The organism is Paenibacillus sp. BIC5C1, assembly GCF_032399705.1.
Classification (GTDB): domain Bacteria; phylum Bacillota; class Bacilli; order Paenibacillales; family Paenibacillaceae; genus Paenibacillus; species Paenibacillus taichungensis_A.
The window spans coordinates 1,610,949-1,626,516 of the sequence record NZ_CP135922.1; the positions used below are offsets into that span (position 1 = coordinate 1,610,949).

The window sequence follows — 15,568 nt, forward strand, 5'->3', positions numbered from 1 at the left end:
CAAACATGAATTCAATGCGCTGGCGTAATTTACGGACGCAGTTCCGACAGCAGAAACTGGGCCTTGCGGCTGTCATCATATTGGGCATCTTTGTGCTCGCATCCCTGTTTGCGTTTCTGTCCCCACATGATCCTAATGAAATTGTAGTGATGGAGCGGCTTCAACAGCCAAGTGCAGATCACTGGTTTGGTACGGACGATTACGGACGGGATTATTTGGCTCGGGCGTTGTACGGAGGACGAGTGTCTCTCGCCGTAGGTTTTTTGTCGATGGCAATCGCCGTTATTGTGGGAACACTTGTAGGTACGGTTAGTGGTTATTTTGGCGGCTGGGTAGATAATACGTTGATGCGTATTGTTGATGTGCTCATGTCGATTCCATCCTTCTTTCTGATGCTGATCCTGAACGCATATCTTAAGCCTGGGATCGGTACGATTATTGTCATTATCGGGGTGCTGAGCTGGATGAATATAGCCCGGATTGTCAGGGCTGAGGCGATGTCGGTCAAGCAGCGGGAATACGTACTTTATGCACGAGTATCGGGTCAAAAGCCTGGTCGGATCATCATGAAGCACATTATTCCCAACATTATTCCAACCATTATTGTCGCTGCAACCATCAACATCGCAAGTGCGATTCTGATGGAATCATCGCTAAGCTTCCTCGGACTGGGTGTTAAACAGCCAAACTCTTCTTGGGGCAGTATGTTGAATGACGCACAGGGCTTTATTAGTGAAGCGCCATATATGGCGATCTTCCCGGGATTGTTTATTTTGCTGACGGTGCTGTCGTTTAACTTCCTGGGAGATGTGTTCCGCGTAGCCTTCGAGCCTAAAGCGAACAAGCGATAGATAATTGAAGTTGAGTTGATCACGTAGTGTTCCAGTATGTAATTAATCCTTTTAACTTATATATTAAAAAACCCATATTATGTAAACAGCGGGGTGAATACAACAATGACAGATTTATTATCGGTCAAACAACTGAAAACGTCCTTTGCAACCCGGGAAGGTGAGGTACAGTCCGTCCGGGGTGTGAGTTTTACGTTAAAAGAAGGCGAAGTGGTTGGACTGGTCGGCGAGTCCGGCAGTGGAAAAAGTGTAACTGCCCGTTCGCTGATTCGGCTGATCCAGTCGCCAGGCCGGATTACGGATGGTCAGATTCTGTTCCGCGGAGAGGATCTGCTGACCAAGTCGGACAATGAACTGCGCAAAATCCGGGGCAACCGCATCTCGATGATTTTCCAGGACCCGATGACATCACTTAATCCAGTCGTTCGTGTAGGCAAACAGATGACAGAGGTCATTCGTCGTCACCGGAAAATGGACAAGTTGGCTGCACGCAAGGAAGCAATTGAGTTGCTGCGACAAGTGGGCATTCCTTCCCCGGAAGAACGAATTGATCAATACCCACATGAGTTTAGCGGGGGCATGAGACAGCGGGTAATGATCGCCATGGCCTTGTCCTGCAAGCCGGAGTTATTGATAGCGGATGAACCGACGACAGCGCTGGATGTGACCATTCAGGCACAGATTTTGCAGCTGATGCAAGGACTGAAAGAGTCTACGCAGACGTCCATTCTGATGATTACGCATGACCTTGGTGTTGTTGCTCAGGTCTGTACCCGAGTGATCGTGATGTACGGTGGACTTATTATGGAAGAGGGACCAGTGGAGCGAATTTTCGCTCATCCGCAGCATCCGTATACTCAGGGATTGCTGCGCTCCATTCCGAAGCACGGCGAGGAAGGTGGACGCCAGCGGCTGGCAACCATTGAAGGTACACTGCCCAATCTGCTTCATCCACCAACTGGATGTCCGTTTATGGAACGTTGCCCACACGCCATGGAAGTATGCAAACAGATGCCTGCGTATACCGAGACTGCACCTGGTCATCGAGCGCTATGCTGGTTGCTGGACGATGAGGGTCGGGAACAACAACAAGTACAAACAGGAGCATCGTCAGAGGAGGTGGGGCAATGAGTACAGGGACCGATCAGCGTGAAGTGCTGCTGGACGTGCGTGGCCTGAAAAAACATTTTCCGGTACGTGGTGCTGGCAAAGGCAAAGACGTCGTGAAAGCCGTGGATAACGTCAGTTTTCATATTCACAAAGGAGAAACGTTTGGACTGGTCGGTGAATCCGGCTGTGGCAAATCAACGACTGGACGAAGCATCGTAAGACTTTATGATGTGACGGACGGAAGCATTATGTTTGGCGGACAGGACGTTGCGAAGATGAATGAACGCCAGTTGAAGCCATTTCGCAAACGGATGCAGACGATTTTTCAGGACCCCTATTCTTCACTAAATCCGGGTATGAATGTCCTGCAGATTATTAGTGAACCGATGGAAATTCATAATTATGCTTCCAAGGCAGAGATGAAGGGGCGAGCGCTTGACCTGATGAACCGTGTGGGTCTGAAGCCAGAGCATGCGGAGCGTTATCCACATGAATTCAGTGGGGGGCAGCGTCAGCGGATTAGTATTGCCCGTGCATTATCGGTGAACCCGGAGTTCATTTTGTGTGATGAGCCGTTATCCGCTCTGGATGTGTCCGTACAGGCACAGGTGGTCAATATGCTTGAAGATTTGCAGGCAGAGCTGGGACTGACCTATTTGTTCATTGCCCATGATCTGTCCATGGTACGTCACATCTCGAACCGAATCGGTGTGATGTATCGCGGTAAGCTGGTGGAAGTAGCACCAACAGAAGAACTGTACCGTAATCCGGTACATCCGTATACCCAGGCACTGCTGGCGGCAATTCCTGTACCTGATCCAACGGTGCGGAACGTGATGCCGCCGATCTACAGTGGAGATACCAACCCATCCGCTCGAGGACGGGATGAAGAACCGGAGTGGATGGAAGTTTCACCAGGACACTTTGTATCCGGCTATCGAGACAGGATATAATGGATTAGAAATATCAATGGAATAATGATATATAGTGACAGGAAGGTGTGAGTTGGATGAGCACTGAGGTTAAGTTGTCCCAAAATACAGCCATTCGGTTGGAACAGGCTCGTGGCAAAGGCATGTCGGATGCAGCTTTGTTGGAAGCGATACAAGCCAAAGATGTGACTGCTTTTGATGCCGTGTCTGAGGAGCACTACAGCTATGATGATCTTTTCTCCTATGCGGACGAGCATGGCGAAAATCTGGAAGGTGCGGTCAAAGACGGCTACCGGATTACCTTTAACACTCGTGGTGGTCTGGGCATCTACTTGGAGAAGTCCTTCGGATTACAGCCAGAGAAAGACTTCACTGTTGGTGAAGGCATCGTAACCGGGTTGAAATTAAAACAGGAGCAGGCCGATGTGCTGGCAAAACGCCTTGCATCAAACTGGGTGATTACCGAATCCAAAGATGTACCTGAGGGCCAAGAGCTGACGTTGAAGCTGCGGGCTTTGGTTTAATGAAACAACAGACTGTCCCGTTTGCAGTGAATAACTGCGGCGGGATGGTCTTTTTTTTTGCAAAAACAGAGGTGGGAGATTACAATCTACATATCATTTATTGGATGGAACATGAAATTGGGATGCATTGCTTCCGGGATAGAGAGGGGACTTTCATAATGAATCAGCTAACATTTCTGGGAACCGGGGATGCGATGGGTGTTCCGCGGGTGTATTGTGATTGTGACGTTTGCACAGAAGCCCGGCTTACGGGGATCAATCGCCGCAAACGTGCTGCTGTTTTGATTCAAAGTGATGGAGAGCACGAACCTTTCATGATTGACTGCGGACCGGACTGGAGATCACAGATGGAAGACCAGGGGATGCGGATGGTGCAGACGTTGCTGATCACACATGCGCATTTTGATCACATTGGAGGCTTGCCCGAATGGGCAGATGCGTGCCGCTGGTTGGGTGTAAAAGGACAGTTGTATGCACCACGGGAGGTGATCGCAACCATCCAGAGTCAATTTCCATGGCTCGGTCGTCATATGAATTTCCTGGAAACGGATGCGAATATCGAGCTCGGTGGATGGAAGGTGCACTCCTGGAAAGTTTGTCACGGTCATAATGGCTACTCGTATGCTTATCGATTGGAGCGTGAAGGATACACCTGGGCGTATTGCTCGGATGCCATTGATTTGAAGGCTTCGGAGAAGCAGCCCTTGTACGGATTGGATCTGTTGATACTCGGAACGAGCTTTGTTCATGAACTTGCGGAATTCTCCACACGCTCGGTGTACGATATGGTTGAGGCGCAGGAGCTGTTGCAGGAATTGAAGCCGGGCCAGACCTATTTTACACATATGTCTCACGACGTCGATGTACGCCAGAATTATGATCTGGCTCAGGGGATTACGTTGGCACTTACTGGTCTGAAGGTGAAGCTGGGAGAATAGGACAACCATGTTAAAAATAAATTCAGAAGAGCGTATCCTTTGCCGGGGGTTCTTCGTTTACATAGTGTAAGACAATTACAGCAAGTGAATTGAAGCAAGATCAATCAGGAACCAACAAAGGGGGGCCCCAAACATGGCCTTTGTGAAGTCCGTGGATTGCAGAATCAACAGACCACATGATGATAAACAGGTTGAACCATATAGCCATTCCGATGTTCAAGTCGGATATACGTTAGAGCAAACGATTGAAGCTGCACTTCCGAGCCTGCTGGGCTCGTTGTACGCCTATTGCATGTCATTGACTGGTTCAGTCTGGGAGACGGAGGATCTGGTCCAGGATACATGTGTTAAAGCACTATCCTTTTCAGCTACCCGAAGAACGGGAATGACAGAGGACATGAACTGGGAAGCCTATCTCATCCGTGTTGCACGCAACACCTGGATTGACGCCATACGGAAGCGTGAGAACTTGGCAAGCAAATTGGAAAGCATGAAGCCATTTATGCAAGAATTTGAGGAAGAAGAGCGATTCGAGGAAGTCGAGTCCGCTGTTCAAATCCTTGTGGATGAACTGCCACCGTGGCAGCGAGCGATATATATGTTACGTGATTTGATGGGATACACGACGGTAGAGACTGCTGAACTGTTGGACACGACGGAAGGGGCGGTCAAAGCTGCCCTGAGTCGTGCCCGCTCTTCTCTGGCGAAAGTGAGGCACAGCCTGAACGAAACGGATGCTGATCAGACCAATCCATTGGAAGAGCATCAGCAAAATCGGGAGGAACTGCGCAGTTATTTACTGGCGTTCCGTAGCGGTAATACAGCTCGCTTAATTGATTTATGCCTGAATCAGACCGATGATCCGATGGCTGTGGCGGGAACGATTTTGCAGCAGACTCTGCCGTCTCAATCGATGCAACCAGTGATGTACAGTTATTCAAGCTCCGGTACGAATTCAATGTCGTATGGGGGAGGATATATGGTCACCATGGTTGCGTAAACCTGGGAGGCAAAGTGCATGAACGTGGTACCTTATGTTGTTGAACAGACAGCCCGTGGAGAGCGGAGCTATGATATTTATTCCCGTTTGCTGAAAGATCGGATCATTATGGTATCCGGCGAAATTGAGGATCAGATGGCCAATGCGATCGTTGCCCAGTTGTTGTTTCTGACCGCAGAGGACCCAGAGAAGGATATTCAGATGTATATTAACAGTCCTGGTGGTTCCGTGACTGCCGGATTCTCCATCTATGACACGATGCAATTCGTGAAACCTGACATTTCTACGATTTGCACAGGCATGGCAGCCAGCTTCGGTACGATTCTGCTGGTTGGTGGAACAAAAGGAAAACGGTTGGCGTTGCCAAACAGCGAAATCATGATTCACCAGCCGCTTGGCGGAACACGGGGGCAGGCCTCGGATATGCTGATTCATGCCAACCGAATTATCCAGCACCGTCAGCGCCTTAATAAGCTGCTTGCCGATCATACGGGACAGCCGATGGAGCGGATTGAAAAGGATACAGACCGAGATTACTTCCTGACCGCTGCGGAAGCCGTCGAGTATGGTCTGGTGGATAAGGTCATAATCAGTTCGTAAGTAAAAAAGTAAAATGCGTGCCAAGAAACACAACTGAAGAAAGCAAGAAAAATGAACAGCAAAGTAGCCTGGAAGGTCATTCGACTTTTCGGGTTACTTTGCTGTTTTGTCTATTTTGGAAAGAAATTGAATGAGTATTGACTCAATCCATGTATAGTGTATATATTATATATATACACTATACATGGATTGGATTGAAACCAGTGAGGTGACAGAACATTAATATACTAATATCAAACGCATCGAACGATCCGATCTACATGCAGATTCTGACCCAGATTAGACAGAGCATTTTAAGCGGGGAACTGGTTGCAGGGGAGAGCCTCCCCTCCATCCGTCAACTTGCAAAGGATCTGCAGGTCAGTGTAATTACTACCAAACGTGTCTATGAAGAACTGGAGAAAGAGAAACTGATTGATTCTGTTGTTGGTAAGGGGTGCTTCGTCTCAGGAGTCAATCAGGACTTTATTCGGGAGCGACGGATGAAACAAATGGAAGAGAAGATGCAAGAAATCATTCGTGAGAGTAAGGAACTAGGTATGAGTTCACAAGATTTAATCGATCATCTTACTTTGCTGTTTGAGGAGGAACAAACACCATGAATGCAATTGAGTTACGCAATGTAACAAAAACGTATCCATTATTTAAAGTTGATAATATATCTTTAGATGTAAAAAAGGGATATATTACTGGACTCATTGGTCCGAATGGGGCTGGGAAGAGCACACTTATCAAAATGATCATTGGCCTGATTTATCCTGACACTGGGAGTATAAAAACGCTGGGTAGTGAGATGCACAATCAGGAAGTTAACATTAAGCAGCGCATAGGTATAGTGTCAGATGACTGTTTTTACTATGAGCATCTTACAATACATGAAATGAGAAGAATGATTGCCCCATTCTATAAGAAGTGGGACGACAAAACATTTAATACCTATCTTGAGCATTTCGAGTTGTCCCCCAGAAAAAAAATCCGAGAGTTGTCCAAAGGCATGAAAATCAAATTTTCCCTTGCTGTAGCCTTATCCCATGACGCTGAGCTTCTCATTATGGATGAACCCACATCCGGACTAGATCCTGTATTTAGAAGGGAACTCCTTGATCTGCTTGCAGATATGATACAGAACGAAACCAAATCCATTATTTTCTCCACTCATATCACGACCGATTTGGAGCGTATTGCAGACTATATTATGTTCATGAATCAAGGGAAACTTATATTCAATGAAGTAAAAGATGATGTACTCGAAAGATATACTATCGTAAAAGGGGATATGGATCTGCTTGATTCGGATACTCGAAGTCAATTCGTCGGAATCCGTGAGACCGCGGTTGGTTTTGAAGGCTTGGCAGATAACAGGGCGGAGGCAGAACGATTATTTGGTAATTATGCTCTTTTACATAGACCCTCGCTCGAAGACCTTATCTATTTTACGGCCAAGGGGGAACGGCATCATGCTTAACTTGCTTCGCAAAGATTTTATAGCTTTAAAAAGCTCCCTATGGATGATTCCTTTTTACCTTGTTGTATTCAGCTTCGCATTTATACCCCAAATTGAAATGTCGATGTATTTCGTAGGAATCTATACTGCTTTCGGTTCGATGATCCTTGCAACCACGATTGATATTAAAAATTACAATCATAATTTTCTCGTTACGCTTCCGCTTAGCCGCAAGAACATTGTGAAAGCCAAGTACCTGTCTGCCATTTTGTATGCTCTTTTCGGAGTGTTGGCTTCATATGGGATTCACTCGCTCGTTAATATAAATTATCCCGAGCTGAACAAGCCTGATTATTCGGTAATGGACATTTTGATTTCTTTAGGAATGGTGCTTGTCTTAGTTTCGATCTATTTACCTCTTTTTTACGCCTTTAGCAAAAAGGGAGCCGGAATTATTAATATGGTATTCATGATCGTTCTCATTATTATGGCGCAACCTGCGGCCTTCCTCATAAGTAAGGCGGGCGAGAATGGAATGGATCGTGCTTCTGTTTATGTTTTTGTTTCAGTTTGCATTCTTCTGTTGTTCATTGCCTCCTATTTTGTAACGGTCCGTCTGTTTGCACGGAAGGACCTATAGGATGAATGAAGAAGGATTTCAATAAAAAAACTTTCTAACTTACTTTACCAGTCGAGAACAGTGAGAACAGAAGCAGCCCCAAAAGTCGCCAAACGGCGACTTTTTGTGTTACAGAAGATTTAAAATTTGCGACCTGACAGACCAGCTATCGTTAATCTGCAAATGTAGATTTTGCAAAAGTATCATCACGTATTTTCAGCCAATGCAATTAGTCTGCCCATGCCTTCCCGGATTTGTTGCTCGTGAGCATAGGAGAAGGAGAGACGCAGCTTGCGACTGGCGTTCGCATCGGAAGGATCGAATACCGTTCCCGGCACAAAGGCGACAGAATGCTCCATGCATCGGTGAAGCAAGCGCCCTGTATCTACACCTTCCGGAAGCTCCGCCCAGATGTTAAGTCCACCCTCAGGGCGAGTCCATGTCCAATCGGTTTGTTGTAGGCACTGTTCCATCACTTCCATCCGTAGCTGAATAGCGGTGCGCAGCTTGGACAGATGCTGGTGCATACGTGAAGACTGGAAATAACGGAGGAAAAGCTTCTGATTCAGCAGAGGTGAACCGTTATCTGTCAGAGCTTTGACGGCCTGCAATCCTGGCATAAACCGGGGACGGCACATGATTGCGGCAATCCGCAGACCCGGCACGACATATTTGCTATAGCTGCGAATATAGAGTGTATGTCCTGTCGTATCGTATGTGAAGATCGGCGCAGGAGGTTTTTCCTTGAAATAGATATCATAGGTGCTGTCGTCTTCCACCAGAAAACATCCGTACTGTTCTGCCAGTTCAGGCAGTTGTTTGCGCTGCTCGGTCGGAATATTAATGCCCGTAGGGTTTTGGAAGGTTGGCGTCATATAAAATACTCTCGGCTTTTCCTGCTTCATCAGGCGTTCAATCTGTTCCAGATCGTAGCCATCAGGATGGATATCCGTAAAAATTAACTTGGCACCCTGTTTGCGGAAAATTTCCATCGCAGGGCCGTATGTTGGCCTCTCCATGAGCACACGGTCACCGGGTCTGACGAGACTTCGGGAGATCACATCAATAGCCTGCTGTGCCCCGGAAGTGATCAGTACTTCATCGGCCGATATATAGAAACGTTCCCTTGTCGTCAGATGGCTTGCCAAGGCGCTGCGCAGCTCGAGATCTCCCTGAATCGTGGAATATGTGCCAAGCAGACGAGGATATAGATCCAGCAAATCCCGCATCAGTTCTCCCCAATATCGGTTGGGTAGTAGGGCCGGGTCGATCAATGATTTGGAAAATTGGTACTCCGCCTCAAGGGATTGCACGCGGGCAAGTGAATCCCAATGCAGCCAAGCAGACACTGCAGGGTCATCGGCCTGATCTGTCACGGGAGAAGGTTCAGCAGGACTGACAAAATAGCCGGACTTGTCCTTGACGTAAACGTTCCCCCGTTCCTTTAATTCCTGATAGGCCTTAAAAACGGTGAGGCGATGTACACCGAGCAGCTCGGACAGGCTCCGCACGGACGGCAGCTTCTCATGCTCTTTCCACTCTCCGGCTTCGATCCGTACAACCAGATAATGTACCACTTGCTCATATAGTTTCAGGCTGTTATCTGTCATCAACATGGCTTTGCCCACCCGGCTCACGCTCCTTTTGAACTCCATTGTAACAGCAAACGGGAACTAACTGTTCTGTTTTATTCATTCTGTTCTGTAGACAGTGCTATATGATGGAGAGCAGATGAAGGAGGGGCTAGCATGGTTGCAGTAGCATTTACCGTAATGTGTCTTATTTTTGGAACAACGTTTCTAGCGATTAAAATTGGTGTGGAGGCAGGCATGCCGCCTTTTCTGTCGGCCGGACTGCGCTTTATCATTGCAGGTGCTCTAATGTTTGCATGGATGTGGATGAAAGGGAAAGTGAACCTGTCTTTACTATGGCGGAAAGAGATGCTCTTGACGGGGGCCGGATTGACTTTCGGGACCTTTGCGACCTTATATTGGGCTGAACAATATGTGAGCTCGGGTGTTGGCGCGATTCTGTCAGCAACAGGTCCACTGATGATTATGGTGATGCAGACAGCGTTGTTGCGTCAAAAAACGTCTGCACGCATGATTGCGGGATGCCTGATTGGTTTTGCCGGAGTTATCCTCGTTGTATTGCCTGGTGTATCCATTGGTGGTAATTCACTGTGGTTATGGGGCTGTATTGCTGTATTGGTGGGTGAAGTCTGTTACTCGGCAGGTGCGTTGTACTCCAAAAAGGTCATTAACAAGTTTAAGGAAGCTAGTCCTGTAGCCATCAATGCGGTGCAAATGATGTACGGAGGTCTACTTTTATCCGGGCTCTCGGCAGTGACAGAATCATGGAGTACAGCAGGACTGGATTGGTTGCCAGCGGTATCTTCCCTGATCTATTTGACAGTAGTTGGTTCAATGGTGGGTCACAGCTTGTTCTACTGGATCATGTCTCGTACCAACCCGTTATTCCCAGCGACCTGGTTATACATTTCCCCTCCGATTGCGGTTGGGCTTGGGGCGGTTCTCTACAATGAGCATGTAAGCTGGATTACCTGGTTGGGCGTTGTTCTGATCGTTTCAGGTTTGCTGGCGATGAATGAGAAAGTGATGGGATGGCTCAAGAGAGGCAAACACACAACTTCTTTGGGTCAGACCAATATGCTTTAGGTCAAAAACTCTTCGGCTACGCATTTATAATGTCGTAATCGAGGAGTTATTTTCTTGTAAATCAATAAAGTATATATCGGGATCTCCAGGATATGATATAGTGTAAAATGCATTTAACTTAGGAGAGGAGAGTATTATTGAGAATTGTTAGTAGTTATAGAAGCAGATTAGAAATAATATAGGTTTTCTAAGATTCATTTAGAAAGAGTAGGAGAGATTTAATTAAATTGGAGGCATTATGGAAGAAGAAATACATATGATTTCATATTTGGTTGGTATTGCACCTTTTTTAATTTTTCTGGTTTTCACAATGTATCATCGTTTTTTAGCTTTTTTTGTACTGTTTTTTCTTTGGGGAGGATTGTTCTATCTGGGTATCAGGCTAGATTTGGACACCGATTTGGCGATTCAATTTGTTCCAAGTATACTCGGGAGTATCTTTGGTCATATTTGGGGTTTCATGGCTGGGGAAATGGAGGATAGTGGGCAGAGGCGAGCTGAAAAGCGAGAGCAGCGAGAACGAGCGGTTCGTGCTTTGGAACGAATGGCGAACAAAAAGTAATTTATCTGCATTTTAATAACTCATGTTCTGAAGCGCTGAATAGAAAAACAGCCCGGAATCCACAATTTATTGTGGTTCCGGGCTGTTCTGTTTCTGAGGCAATTACTCCGCGTTCAGCACAAACTTCTCAATCACTTGCTTCACGCCGTCTTCGTTATTGCTCGCGGTAATGTAATCTGCCAGCTCTTTCAGAGCAGGGATCGCATTTCCCATCGCTACACCAAGACCAGCAACTTCCAGCATCTCATGGTCATTCCAGGAATCCCCGATGGCAATGCACTCGCTCAATTGGTGACCGAAGTGTTCTGCCAGGAAGGTTAAAGCATGACCTTTCGTTCCTTCGCTGTGCATGATCTCAAGGAAGTATGGCTTGGACTTGGTGATGTGTACTTCTGATCCGAGCAGTTCGCGCAGGTCAACGGCAACCTTATCCAAGTAATCTGGCTCATCGATGATGAGCAGTTTCGGTGTTTTTTGCTCGATCACTTTGATGAAATCCGGTTCGATGTGGTACTGAGTGCCATTCAGTTTGGCGTAGTCACGCAGCTTGTCGTTTTCTTCACGGGCGAAAAGTTTGTCGTCAATATACGTTTGCAGGTGCAGATTATGCTCCAGGCAGTAGTCGTACAATTTGCGGGAAGCGTCCTGTGGAACGTAGCGCTCGTAGAGTACTTTTTCGTCCAGCAAGTTTTTCACCAAAGCGCCTTGATACGTAATGATGGGCACGTTCAGCTTCGTTTGGCGTGCGAGCGCTTGTGCGGAAGCATAGGCACGTCCCGTTGCCAGTGTTACAACGACACCATGAGCTACTGCTTGTTCCAGGGCAGTTTGTGTTGCAGGCGTTACTTCCTTGTTATCGTTAATCAGGGTATCATCAATGTCAATTGCGATTAATTTGTAGGTCATCTAGTTTCTCTCCTTTTTTATCTGTATCTATACCCGACTTAATCTATATCAGTTCAACTAAACGTTTTACACGAGAACGGAGAGGACAGAAAAAACCTGAAGAAGCGGAGCGTTCGCCTTTATCACCGGATTTTCCCTTTAAAAGAAGGGGATCAAAAAAAATCTGGGGATAACAGCGATCGGAAGGTTATTCTGTCATCGGAGTGGCAGGTGTAAACTTTCTTGGGTTGAACTTATATACCTACTCCTCCAGGAAAATGAGGCCGATAAAGTCCTCCAGCTCCAGGTTGCCGAAGTAATGTTTTACATCCAGACCCTCAAGTGCAGTACGCACCTCGGATTCCTCGTAACGCTTGCCGCGCAGCATATCTTCGATATCCGCTACATCGCCTACGCCGAAGAAATCACCAAAGATTTTGATATCTTCAATGCGTCCATCTTTGATATTCATGCGCAGATCAATGATGCCGACAGGGAATTTACGTGTATGCTTCACATTGCTTTCCGGGGAAAGCCCGTAGTTCCAGTCCCAATTGTTATAACGCTCAGCAGAGATTTCGTTGATCTTGTCCCAGTCTTTCTCTGTGAGTTCATATTGAGGAACATCTTGTGGTTCCATACGGAAAATATGACGCAGCAGCTCGTCCCGGAATTGTTCAATGGTCAGATTGCTGTCAATCAGATCACGAATATTGGCAACACGGCTACGTACGGATTTGGTGCTCTTGGACTTGAACTTCTCTGGATTAACGTTGAGTGAAGCCTGGACGTGATCGAGGTTCAGGTTAAACATTAATGTACCGTGACTGAACATGCGGCCACGTGTAGAGAATTGGGCATTGCCGGAAATTTTCTTCTCTCCAACTTGCAGATCGTTACGTCCCGTCAGTTCGGCATTAACCCCAAGTTCTTGCAGGGCTTCCACCACAGGCTGCGTGAATTTGCGGAAGTTGTGGAAGGATTGTCCGTCATCCTTGGTAATAAAGCTGAAATTAAGGTTGCCCAGATCGTGATAAACGGCTCCGCCTCCCGAAAGACGACGTACGACTTGAACACCGTTATCCTGAACATACTCAATGTTGATCTCTTCAATGGTATTCTGGTGTTTTCCGATAATAATGGACGGGCGGTTGATGTAAAACAACAAGTAACTGTCATCCATCGGCAGATGCTTCAGAATGTATTCCTCAATGGCGAGGTTTACAGAAGGATCTGTAATGCCCTGGTTATCAACAAACAGCATGGTCATTCCTCCATTAATGTATGTGAGGGATGCATATCCCTTATGTAGTGATACTTTACGGAATCGAAATTCCTTCTCTATTGTAAACGAATTGTCGAAAGGACACAAAGGAATTGAAGCCGCAAAGGGCTTGAATAGTCAAAACAGGATTGACCCCTGCCTGTCAAGACATCCATAATAAAAAGGACATGCAGAAAGGATGACGGACAGGATGACCGGTTTAATTGAAGTTTTCGGACATGGCGGTGATGTGGAGACGGCCGCGGCACGTTTTGGAGGGAATCCTGCGGGTTTCCTCGATTTTAGCGCAAACATTAATCCTTTGGGTCCACCTCGGGAAGTGCTGGAGGCTTTGGAACAAGGATTGCATACGGTACTTCGTTACCCTGATCCGGGCCATCGGGCGTTCAAAATGTTGCTTAGTGACCGACTGGGTTTAACCCCAGATCACATATCTGTGGGTAACGGGGCGGCAGAAAGTATGGCTCTAATCTTACTTGGACTTGCGCCTCGTAGAGTAGGCACGGTAGAGCCCGGCTTCTCAGAGTACAGTGCATTATCCAGACAATTTGGAGCAGAAGTCCACCATGTTCAAGGACGGGAAGAGCTGGAATGGCGAGCAGAACCGGAAGATATGGAGAAGCTGCTGGAGCGGGTGGACTTGCTTTTCCTTGGACAACCCAACAACCCCAATGGGGTACAGTATCCGGTGGACGTTCTGCAACGGCTTGCTCGTAAAGCAGAGACCACAGGCACAATATTGGTTGTCGATGAGGCATTTATCGATTTTATTCCTGAATCACAGCGTCAATCGCTTGCATTCACCTTGAAAGAGTATCCGCAAGTGATCATCATTCGTTCGATGACCAAGTTTTATGCGATTCCAGGCCTGCGTCTGGGTTATGCGATAAGTCGCCCCGAACTGATTCGTGCCATGACAGACAAACAGGTCACCTGGAGTGTGAATGGGCTGGCACTGATTGCAGGAGAAGCCTGTTTGCGCAGCGGGGATAAATTTGAACAGGAGACAATGGCACTGGTGTCACACGAGCGAAAGAGATTAACGGAAGGTCTGGAGGCTTTGGGATGTAAGGTGACGCGAGGGGAAGCGAACTTTATATTGGCAGCTCTGCCAGAGCCGTGGACAGCGTCGTCCATGCAGGCTGCTCTTGGCGAACGCGGTATACTGATCCGAAGCTGCGCGATGTATCCCGGACTTGGAGAACGACATGTACGTTTTGCGGTCAAGGACGCAGAGGCTAACGGACGTATGCTGGAAACCATGGGAAATGTAATTACGCCTAATCTGACAACCGGGTTAGGGGCAAGGAGGCAAAGCGATGGCACTGCCATTCTATAATCACTACTCTCATGTACAAAAGGACCAGAACGAGTACAGATCTTCTGTGTGGCCGGGATTACACGTCTCCGCACATGAGCGGCATATTAAAGCGTCCAGTCATTCTGCTGTAACAGCCCTTTCCAGTGCTGTGTATGGAGGCGGCATGATTGAACTGAATCGTATATTCAACATCTATGTGGACAGACATTATCGCTGTGATGATCCACCACGTGATATTGCTGATCTGTTGAGTGAATGGCAGGAGCCACAGGATCAATGTGCCGGTCTTCTGACTGCGGTTCGATTGGAGCACACAGCGATCCAGGAATATGAAAGCGATGAGTTCGGATTACTTTGCTGCACTACAGCAGGGGTATCCAATGCTGCACGGGCAGGTTCTGCAAGAACCGTATTCGATGCTGCGGGGAATAAGATGAACAATGGGACGGTGTCCCAGAAAATTGAGAAGGTTTCGGCTTCAACCTATACTCCCGGTACGATCAATATTATGTTGTGGATGAATGGGCGTATGACTGCAGGGGCTATGGTGAACGCCGTTCAGACTGCGGTAGAGGCGAAGGCTGCTGCGTTAGCTGATTTCGGTGTGATGGATTCAGAGAATGGTCTGACTGCAACCGGAACAACAACGGATGCCCTCGTACTCGCGGTCAGCCAGGCTGCAGTAGATAGACCGCTCATCAGTTACGCCGGGACGGCTACGGTCATGGGTGCTGCTATCGGCAGGCTGGTGTATGACACGATAACGGAAAGCCTGCAAGCCGCGCAGGAATGGAAAGAGAGGAATAACAAGCAATGACA

Annotated in this window: 17 protein-coding genes; 14 read left to right on the forward strand and 3 right to left on the reverse strand. The window is 47.3% G+C overall.

Annotated elements, in window-relative coordinates; genetic code table 11:
• The first annotated feature begins 5 nt into the window (after window positions 1-5).
• The 10 genes from RS891_RS07250 to RS891_RS07295 all read left to right on the forward strand — a co-directional run bounded on the left by RS891_RS07250 (window position 6) and on the right by RS891_RS07295 (window position 8,039).
• Window positions 6-851 carry an ABC transporter permease gene (locus RS891_RS07250; protein ID WP_113051907.1) on the forward strand — a complete coding sequence of 282 codons (846 nt, stop codon included), beginning with the start codon at window positions 6-8 and terminating at the stop codon, window positions 849-851.
• A gap of 105 nt (window positions 852-956) precedes the next feature.
• On the forward strand, window positions 957-1,982 hold the full coding sequence (locus RS891_RS07255; RefSeq protein WP_315794910.1) for an ABC transporter ATP-binding protein: 1,026 nt from the start codon (window positions 957-959) through the stop codon (window positions 1,980-1,982).
• The gene (locus tag RS891_RS07260; protein WP_113051909.1) at window positions 1,979-2,914 is read left to right on the forward strand and encodes an ABC transporter ATP-binding protein; all 936 of its coding nucleotides are present in this window, start codon (window positions 1,979-1,981) and stop codon (window positions 2,912-2,914) included. The genes RS891_RS07255 and RS891_RS07260 overlap by 4 nt, the downstream gene beginning before the upstream one ends.
• Window positions 2,915-2,970: 56 nt before the next feature.
• Window positions 2,971-3,417, forward strand: a complete 447-nt coding sequence (locus RS891_RS07265; protein WP_113051910.1) for a hypothetical protein — start codon at window positions 2,971-2,973, stop codon at window positions 3,415-3,417.
• Between the two features lie 158 nt (window positions 3,418-3,575).
• On the forward strand, window positions 3,576-4,355 hold the full coding sequence (locus RS891_RS07270; protein ID WP_315794911.1) for an MBL fold metallo-hydrolase: 780 nt from the start codon (window positions 3,576-3,578) through the stop codon (window positions 4,353-4,355).
• 133 nt (window positions 4,356-4,488) lie between these two features.
• On the forward strand, window positions 4,489-5,355 hold the full coding sequence (locus tag RS891_RS07275) for an RNA polymerase sigma factor (protein WP_315794912.1): 867 nt from the start codon (window positions 4,489-4,491) through the stop codon (window positions 5,353-5,355).
• An 18-nt stretch (window positions 5,356-5,373) separates the two neighbouring features.
• The gene (clpP, locus tag RS891_RS07280; protein ID WP_315794913.1) at window positions 5,374-5,955 is read left to right on the forward strand and encodes an ATP-dependent Clp endopeptidase proteolytic subunit ClpP; all 582 of its coding nucleotides are present in this window, start codon (window positions 5,374-5,376) and stop codon (window positions 5,953-5,955) included.
• Between the two features lie 218 nt (window positions 5,956-6,173).
• Window positions 6,174-6,557: a GntR family transcriptional regulator gene (locus RS891_RS07285; RefSeq protein ID WP_113051369.1), complete on the forward strand. Its 384-nt coding sequence runs from the start codon at window positions 6,174-6,176 to the stop codon at window positions 6,555-6,557.
• Entirely contained in the window at window positions 6,554-7,420 is an 867-nt protein-coding gene (locus tag RS891_RS07290) for an ABC transporter ATP-binding protein (RefSeq protein ID WP_315794914.1), read from the forward strand. The genes RS891_RS07285 and RS891_RS07290 overlap by 4 nt, the downstream gene beginning before the upstream one ends.
• A complete protein-coding gene (locus RS891_RS07295) occupies window positions 7,413-8,039 on the forward strand; it encodes an ABC-2 transporter permease (RefSeq protein WP_315794915.1) in 627 nt (208 codons plus the stop codon). The genes RS891_RS07290 and RS891_RS07295 overlap by 8 nt, the downstream gene beginning before the upstream one ends.
• A gap of 185 nt (window positions 8,040-8,224) precedes the next feature.
• On the opposite strand, the gene RS891_RS07300 is transcribed toward RS891_RS07295, so the two are convergent.
• Window positions 8,225-9,646, reverse strand: coding sequence for an aminotransferase-like domain-containing protein (locus RS891_RS07300; RefSeq protein WP_258530405.1), 1,422 nt, complete (start codon window positions 9,644-9,646; stop codon window positions 8,225-8,227).
• Window positions 9,647-9,766: 120 nt separating this feature from the next.
• Between RS891_RS07300 and RS891_RS07305 the strand changes: the two genes are divergently transcribed.
• Both RS891_RS07305 and RS891_RS07310 read left to right on the forward strand, forming a co-directional pair.
• On the forward strand, window positions 9,767-10,696 hold the full coding sequence (locus tag RS891_RS07305) for a DMT family transporter (RefSeq protein WP_315794916.1): 930 nt from the start codon (window positions 9,767-9,769) through the stop codon (window positions 10,694-10,696).
• A 238-nt stretch (window positions 10,697-10,934) separates the two neighbouring features.
• Window positions 10,935-11,258 (forward strand): hypothetical protein, encoded by a 324-nt coding sequence (locus RS891_RS07310; RefSeq protein ID WP_113051374.1) that lies wholly within the window; start codon window positions 10,935-10,937, stop codon window positions 11,256-11,258.
• 102 nt (window positions 11,259-11,360) lie between these two features.
• Here the strand turns inward: RS891_RS07310 and RS891_RS07315 are convergent, their stop codons facing one another.
• Window positions 11,361-12,164 carry a Cof-type HAD-IIB family hydrolase gene (locus RS891_RS07315; RefSeq protein ID WP_113051375.1) on the reverse strand — a complete coding sequence of 268 codons (804 nt, stop codon included), beginning with the start codon at window positions 12,162-12,164 and terminating at the stop codon, window positions 11,361-11,363.
• Window positions 12,165-12,405: 241 nt separating this feature from the next.
• Window positions 12,406-13,407: a lipoate--protein ligase gene (locus RS891_RS07320; RefSeq protein WP_063564381.1), complete on the reverse strand. Its 1,002-nt coding sequence runs from the start codon at window positions 13,405-13,407 to the stop codon at window positions 12,406-12,408.
• A gap of 211 nt (window positions 13,408-13,618) precedes the next feature.
• Here RS891_RS07320 and cobD point away from each other — a divergent pair, with 211 nt between their 5' ends.
• Window positions 13,619-14,767, forward strand: coding sequence for a threonine-phosphate decarboxylase CobD (gene cobD, locus RS891_RS07325; protein WP_315794917.1), 1,149 nt, complete (start codon window positions 13,619-13,621; stop codon window positions 14,765-14,767).
• On the forward strand, window positions 14,748-15,566 hold the full coding sequence (locus tag RS891_RS07330) for an adenosylcobinamide amidohydrolase (RefSeq protein WP_315794918.1): 819 nt from the start codon (window positions 14,748-14,750) through the stop codon (window positions 15,564-15,566). Before cobD ends, RS891_RS07330 begins: the two co-directional genes overlap by 20 nt.
• Window positions 15,567-15,568: the final 2 nt, after the last annotated feature.

Bases quoted from the DNA above. Each gene is read 5' to 3' on its own strand.
- RS891_RS07250 (WP_113051907.1), top strand. From the start codon at position 6: ATGAATTCAATGCGCTGGCGTAATTTACGGACGCAGTTCCGACAGCAG.
- RS891_RS07255 (WP_315794910.1), top strand. From the start codon at position 957: ATGACAGATTTATTATCGGTCAAACAACTGAAAACGTCCTTTGCAACC.
- RS891_RS07260 (WP_113051909.1), top strand. From the start codon at position 1,979: ATGAGTACAGGGACCGATCAGCGTGAAGTGCTGCTGGACGTGCGTGGC.
- RS891_RS07265 (WP_113051910.1), top strand. From the start codon at position 2,971: ATGAGCACTGAGGTTAAGTTGTCCCAAAATACAGCCATTCGGTTGGAA.
- RS891_RS07270 (WP_315794911.1), top strand. From the start codon at position 3,576: ATGAATCAGCTAACATTTCTGGGAACCGGGGATGCGATGGGTGTTCCG.
- RS891_RS07275 (WP_315794912.1), top strand. From the start codon at position 4,489: ATGGCCTTTGTGAAGTCCGTGGATTGCAGAATCAACAGACCACATGAT.
- clpP (WP_315794913.1), top strand. From the start codon at position 5,374: ATGAACGTGGTACCTTATGTTGTTGAACAGACAGCCCGTGGAGAGCGG.
- RS891_RS07290 (WP_315794914.1), top strand. From the start codon at position 6,554: ATGAATGCAATTGAGTTACGCAATGTAACAAAAACGTATCCATTATTT.
- RS891_RS07295 (WP_315794915.1), top strand. From the start codon at position 7,413: ATGCTTAACTTGCTTCGCAAAGATTTTATAGCTTTAAAAAGCTCCCTA.
- RS891_RS07305 (WP_315794916.1), top strand. From the start codon at position 9,767: ATGGTTGCAGTAGCATTTACCGTAATGTGTCTTATTTTTGGAACAACG.
- RS891_RS07310 (WP_113051374.1), top strand. From the start codon at position 10,935: ATGGAAGAAGAAATACATATGATTTCATATTTGGTTGGTATTGCACCT.
- RS891_RS07315 (WP_113051375.1), bottom strand. From the start codon at position 12,164: ATGACCTACAAATTAATCGCAATTGACATTGATGATACCCTGATTAAC.
- RS891_RS07320 (WP_063564381.1), bottom strand. From the start codon at position 13,407: ATGCTGTTTGTTGATAACCAGGGCATTACAGATCCTTCTGTAAACCTC.
- cobD (WP_315794917.1), top strand. From the start codon at position 13,619: ATGACCGGTTTAATTGAAGTTTTCGGACATGGCGGTGATGTGGAGACG.
- RS891_RS07330 (WP_315794918.1), top strand. From the start codon at position 14,748: ATGGCACTGCCATTCTATAATCACTACTCTCATGTACAAAAGGACCAG.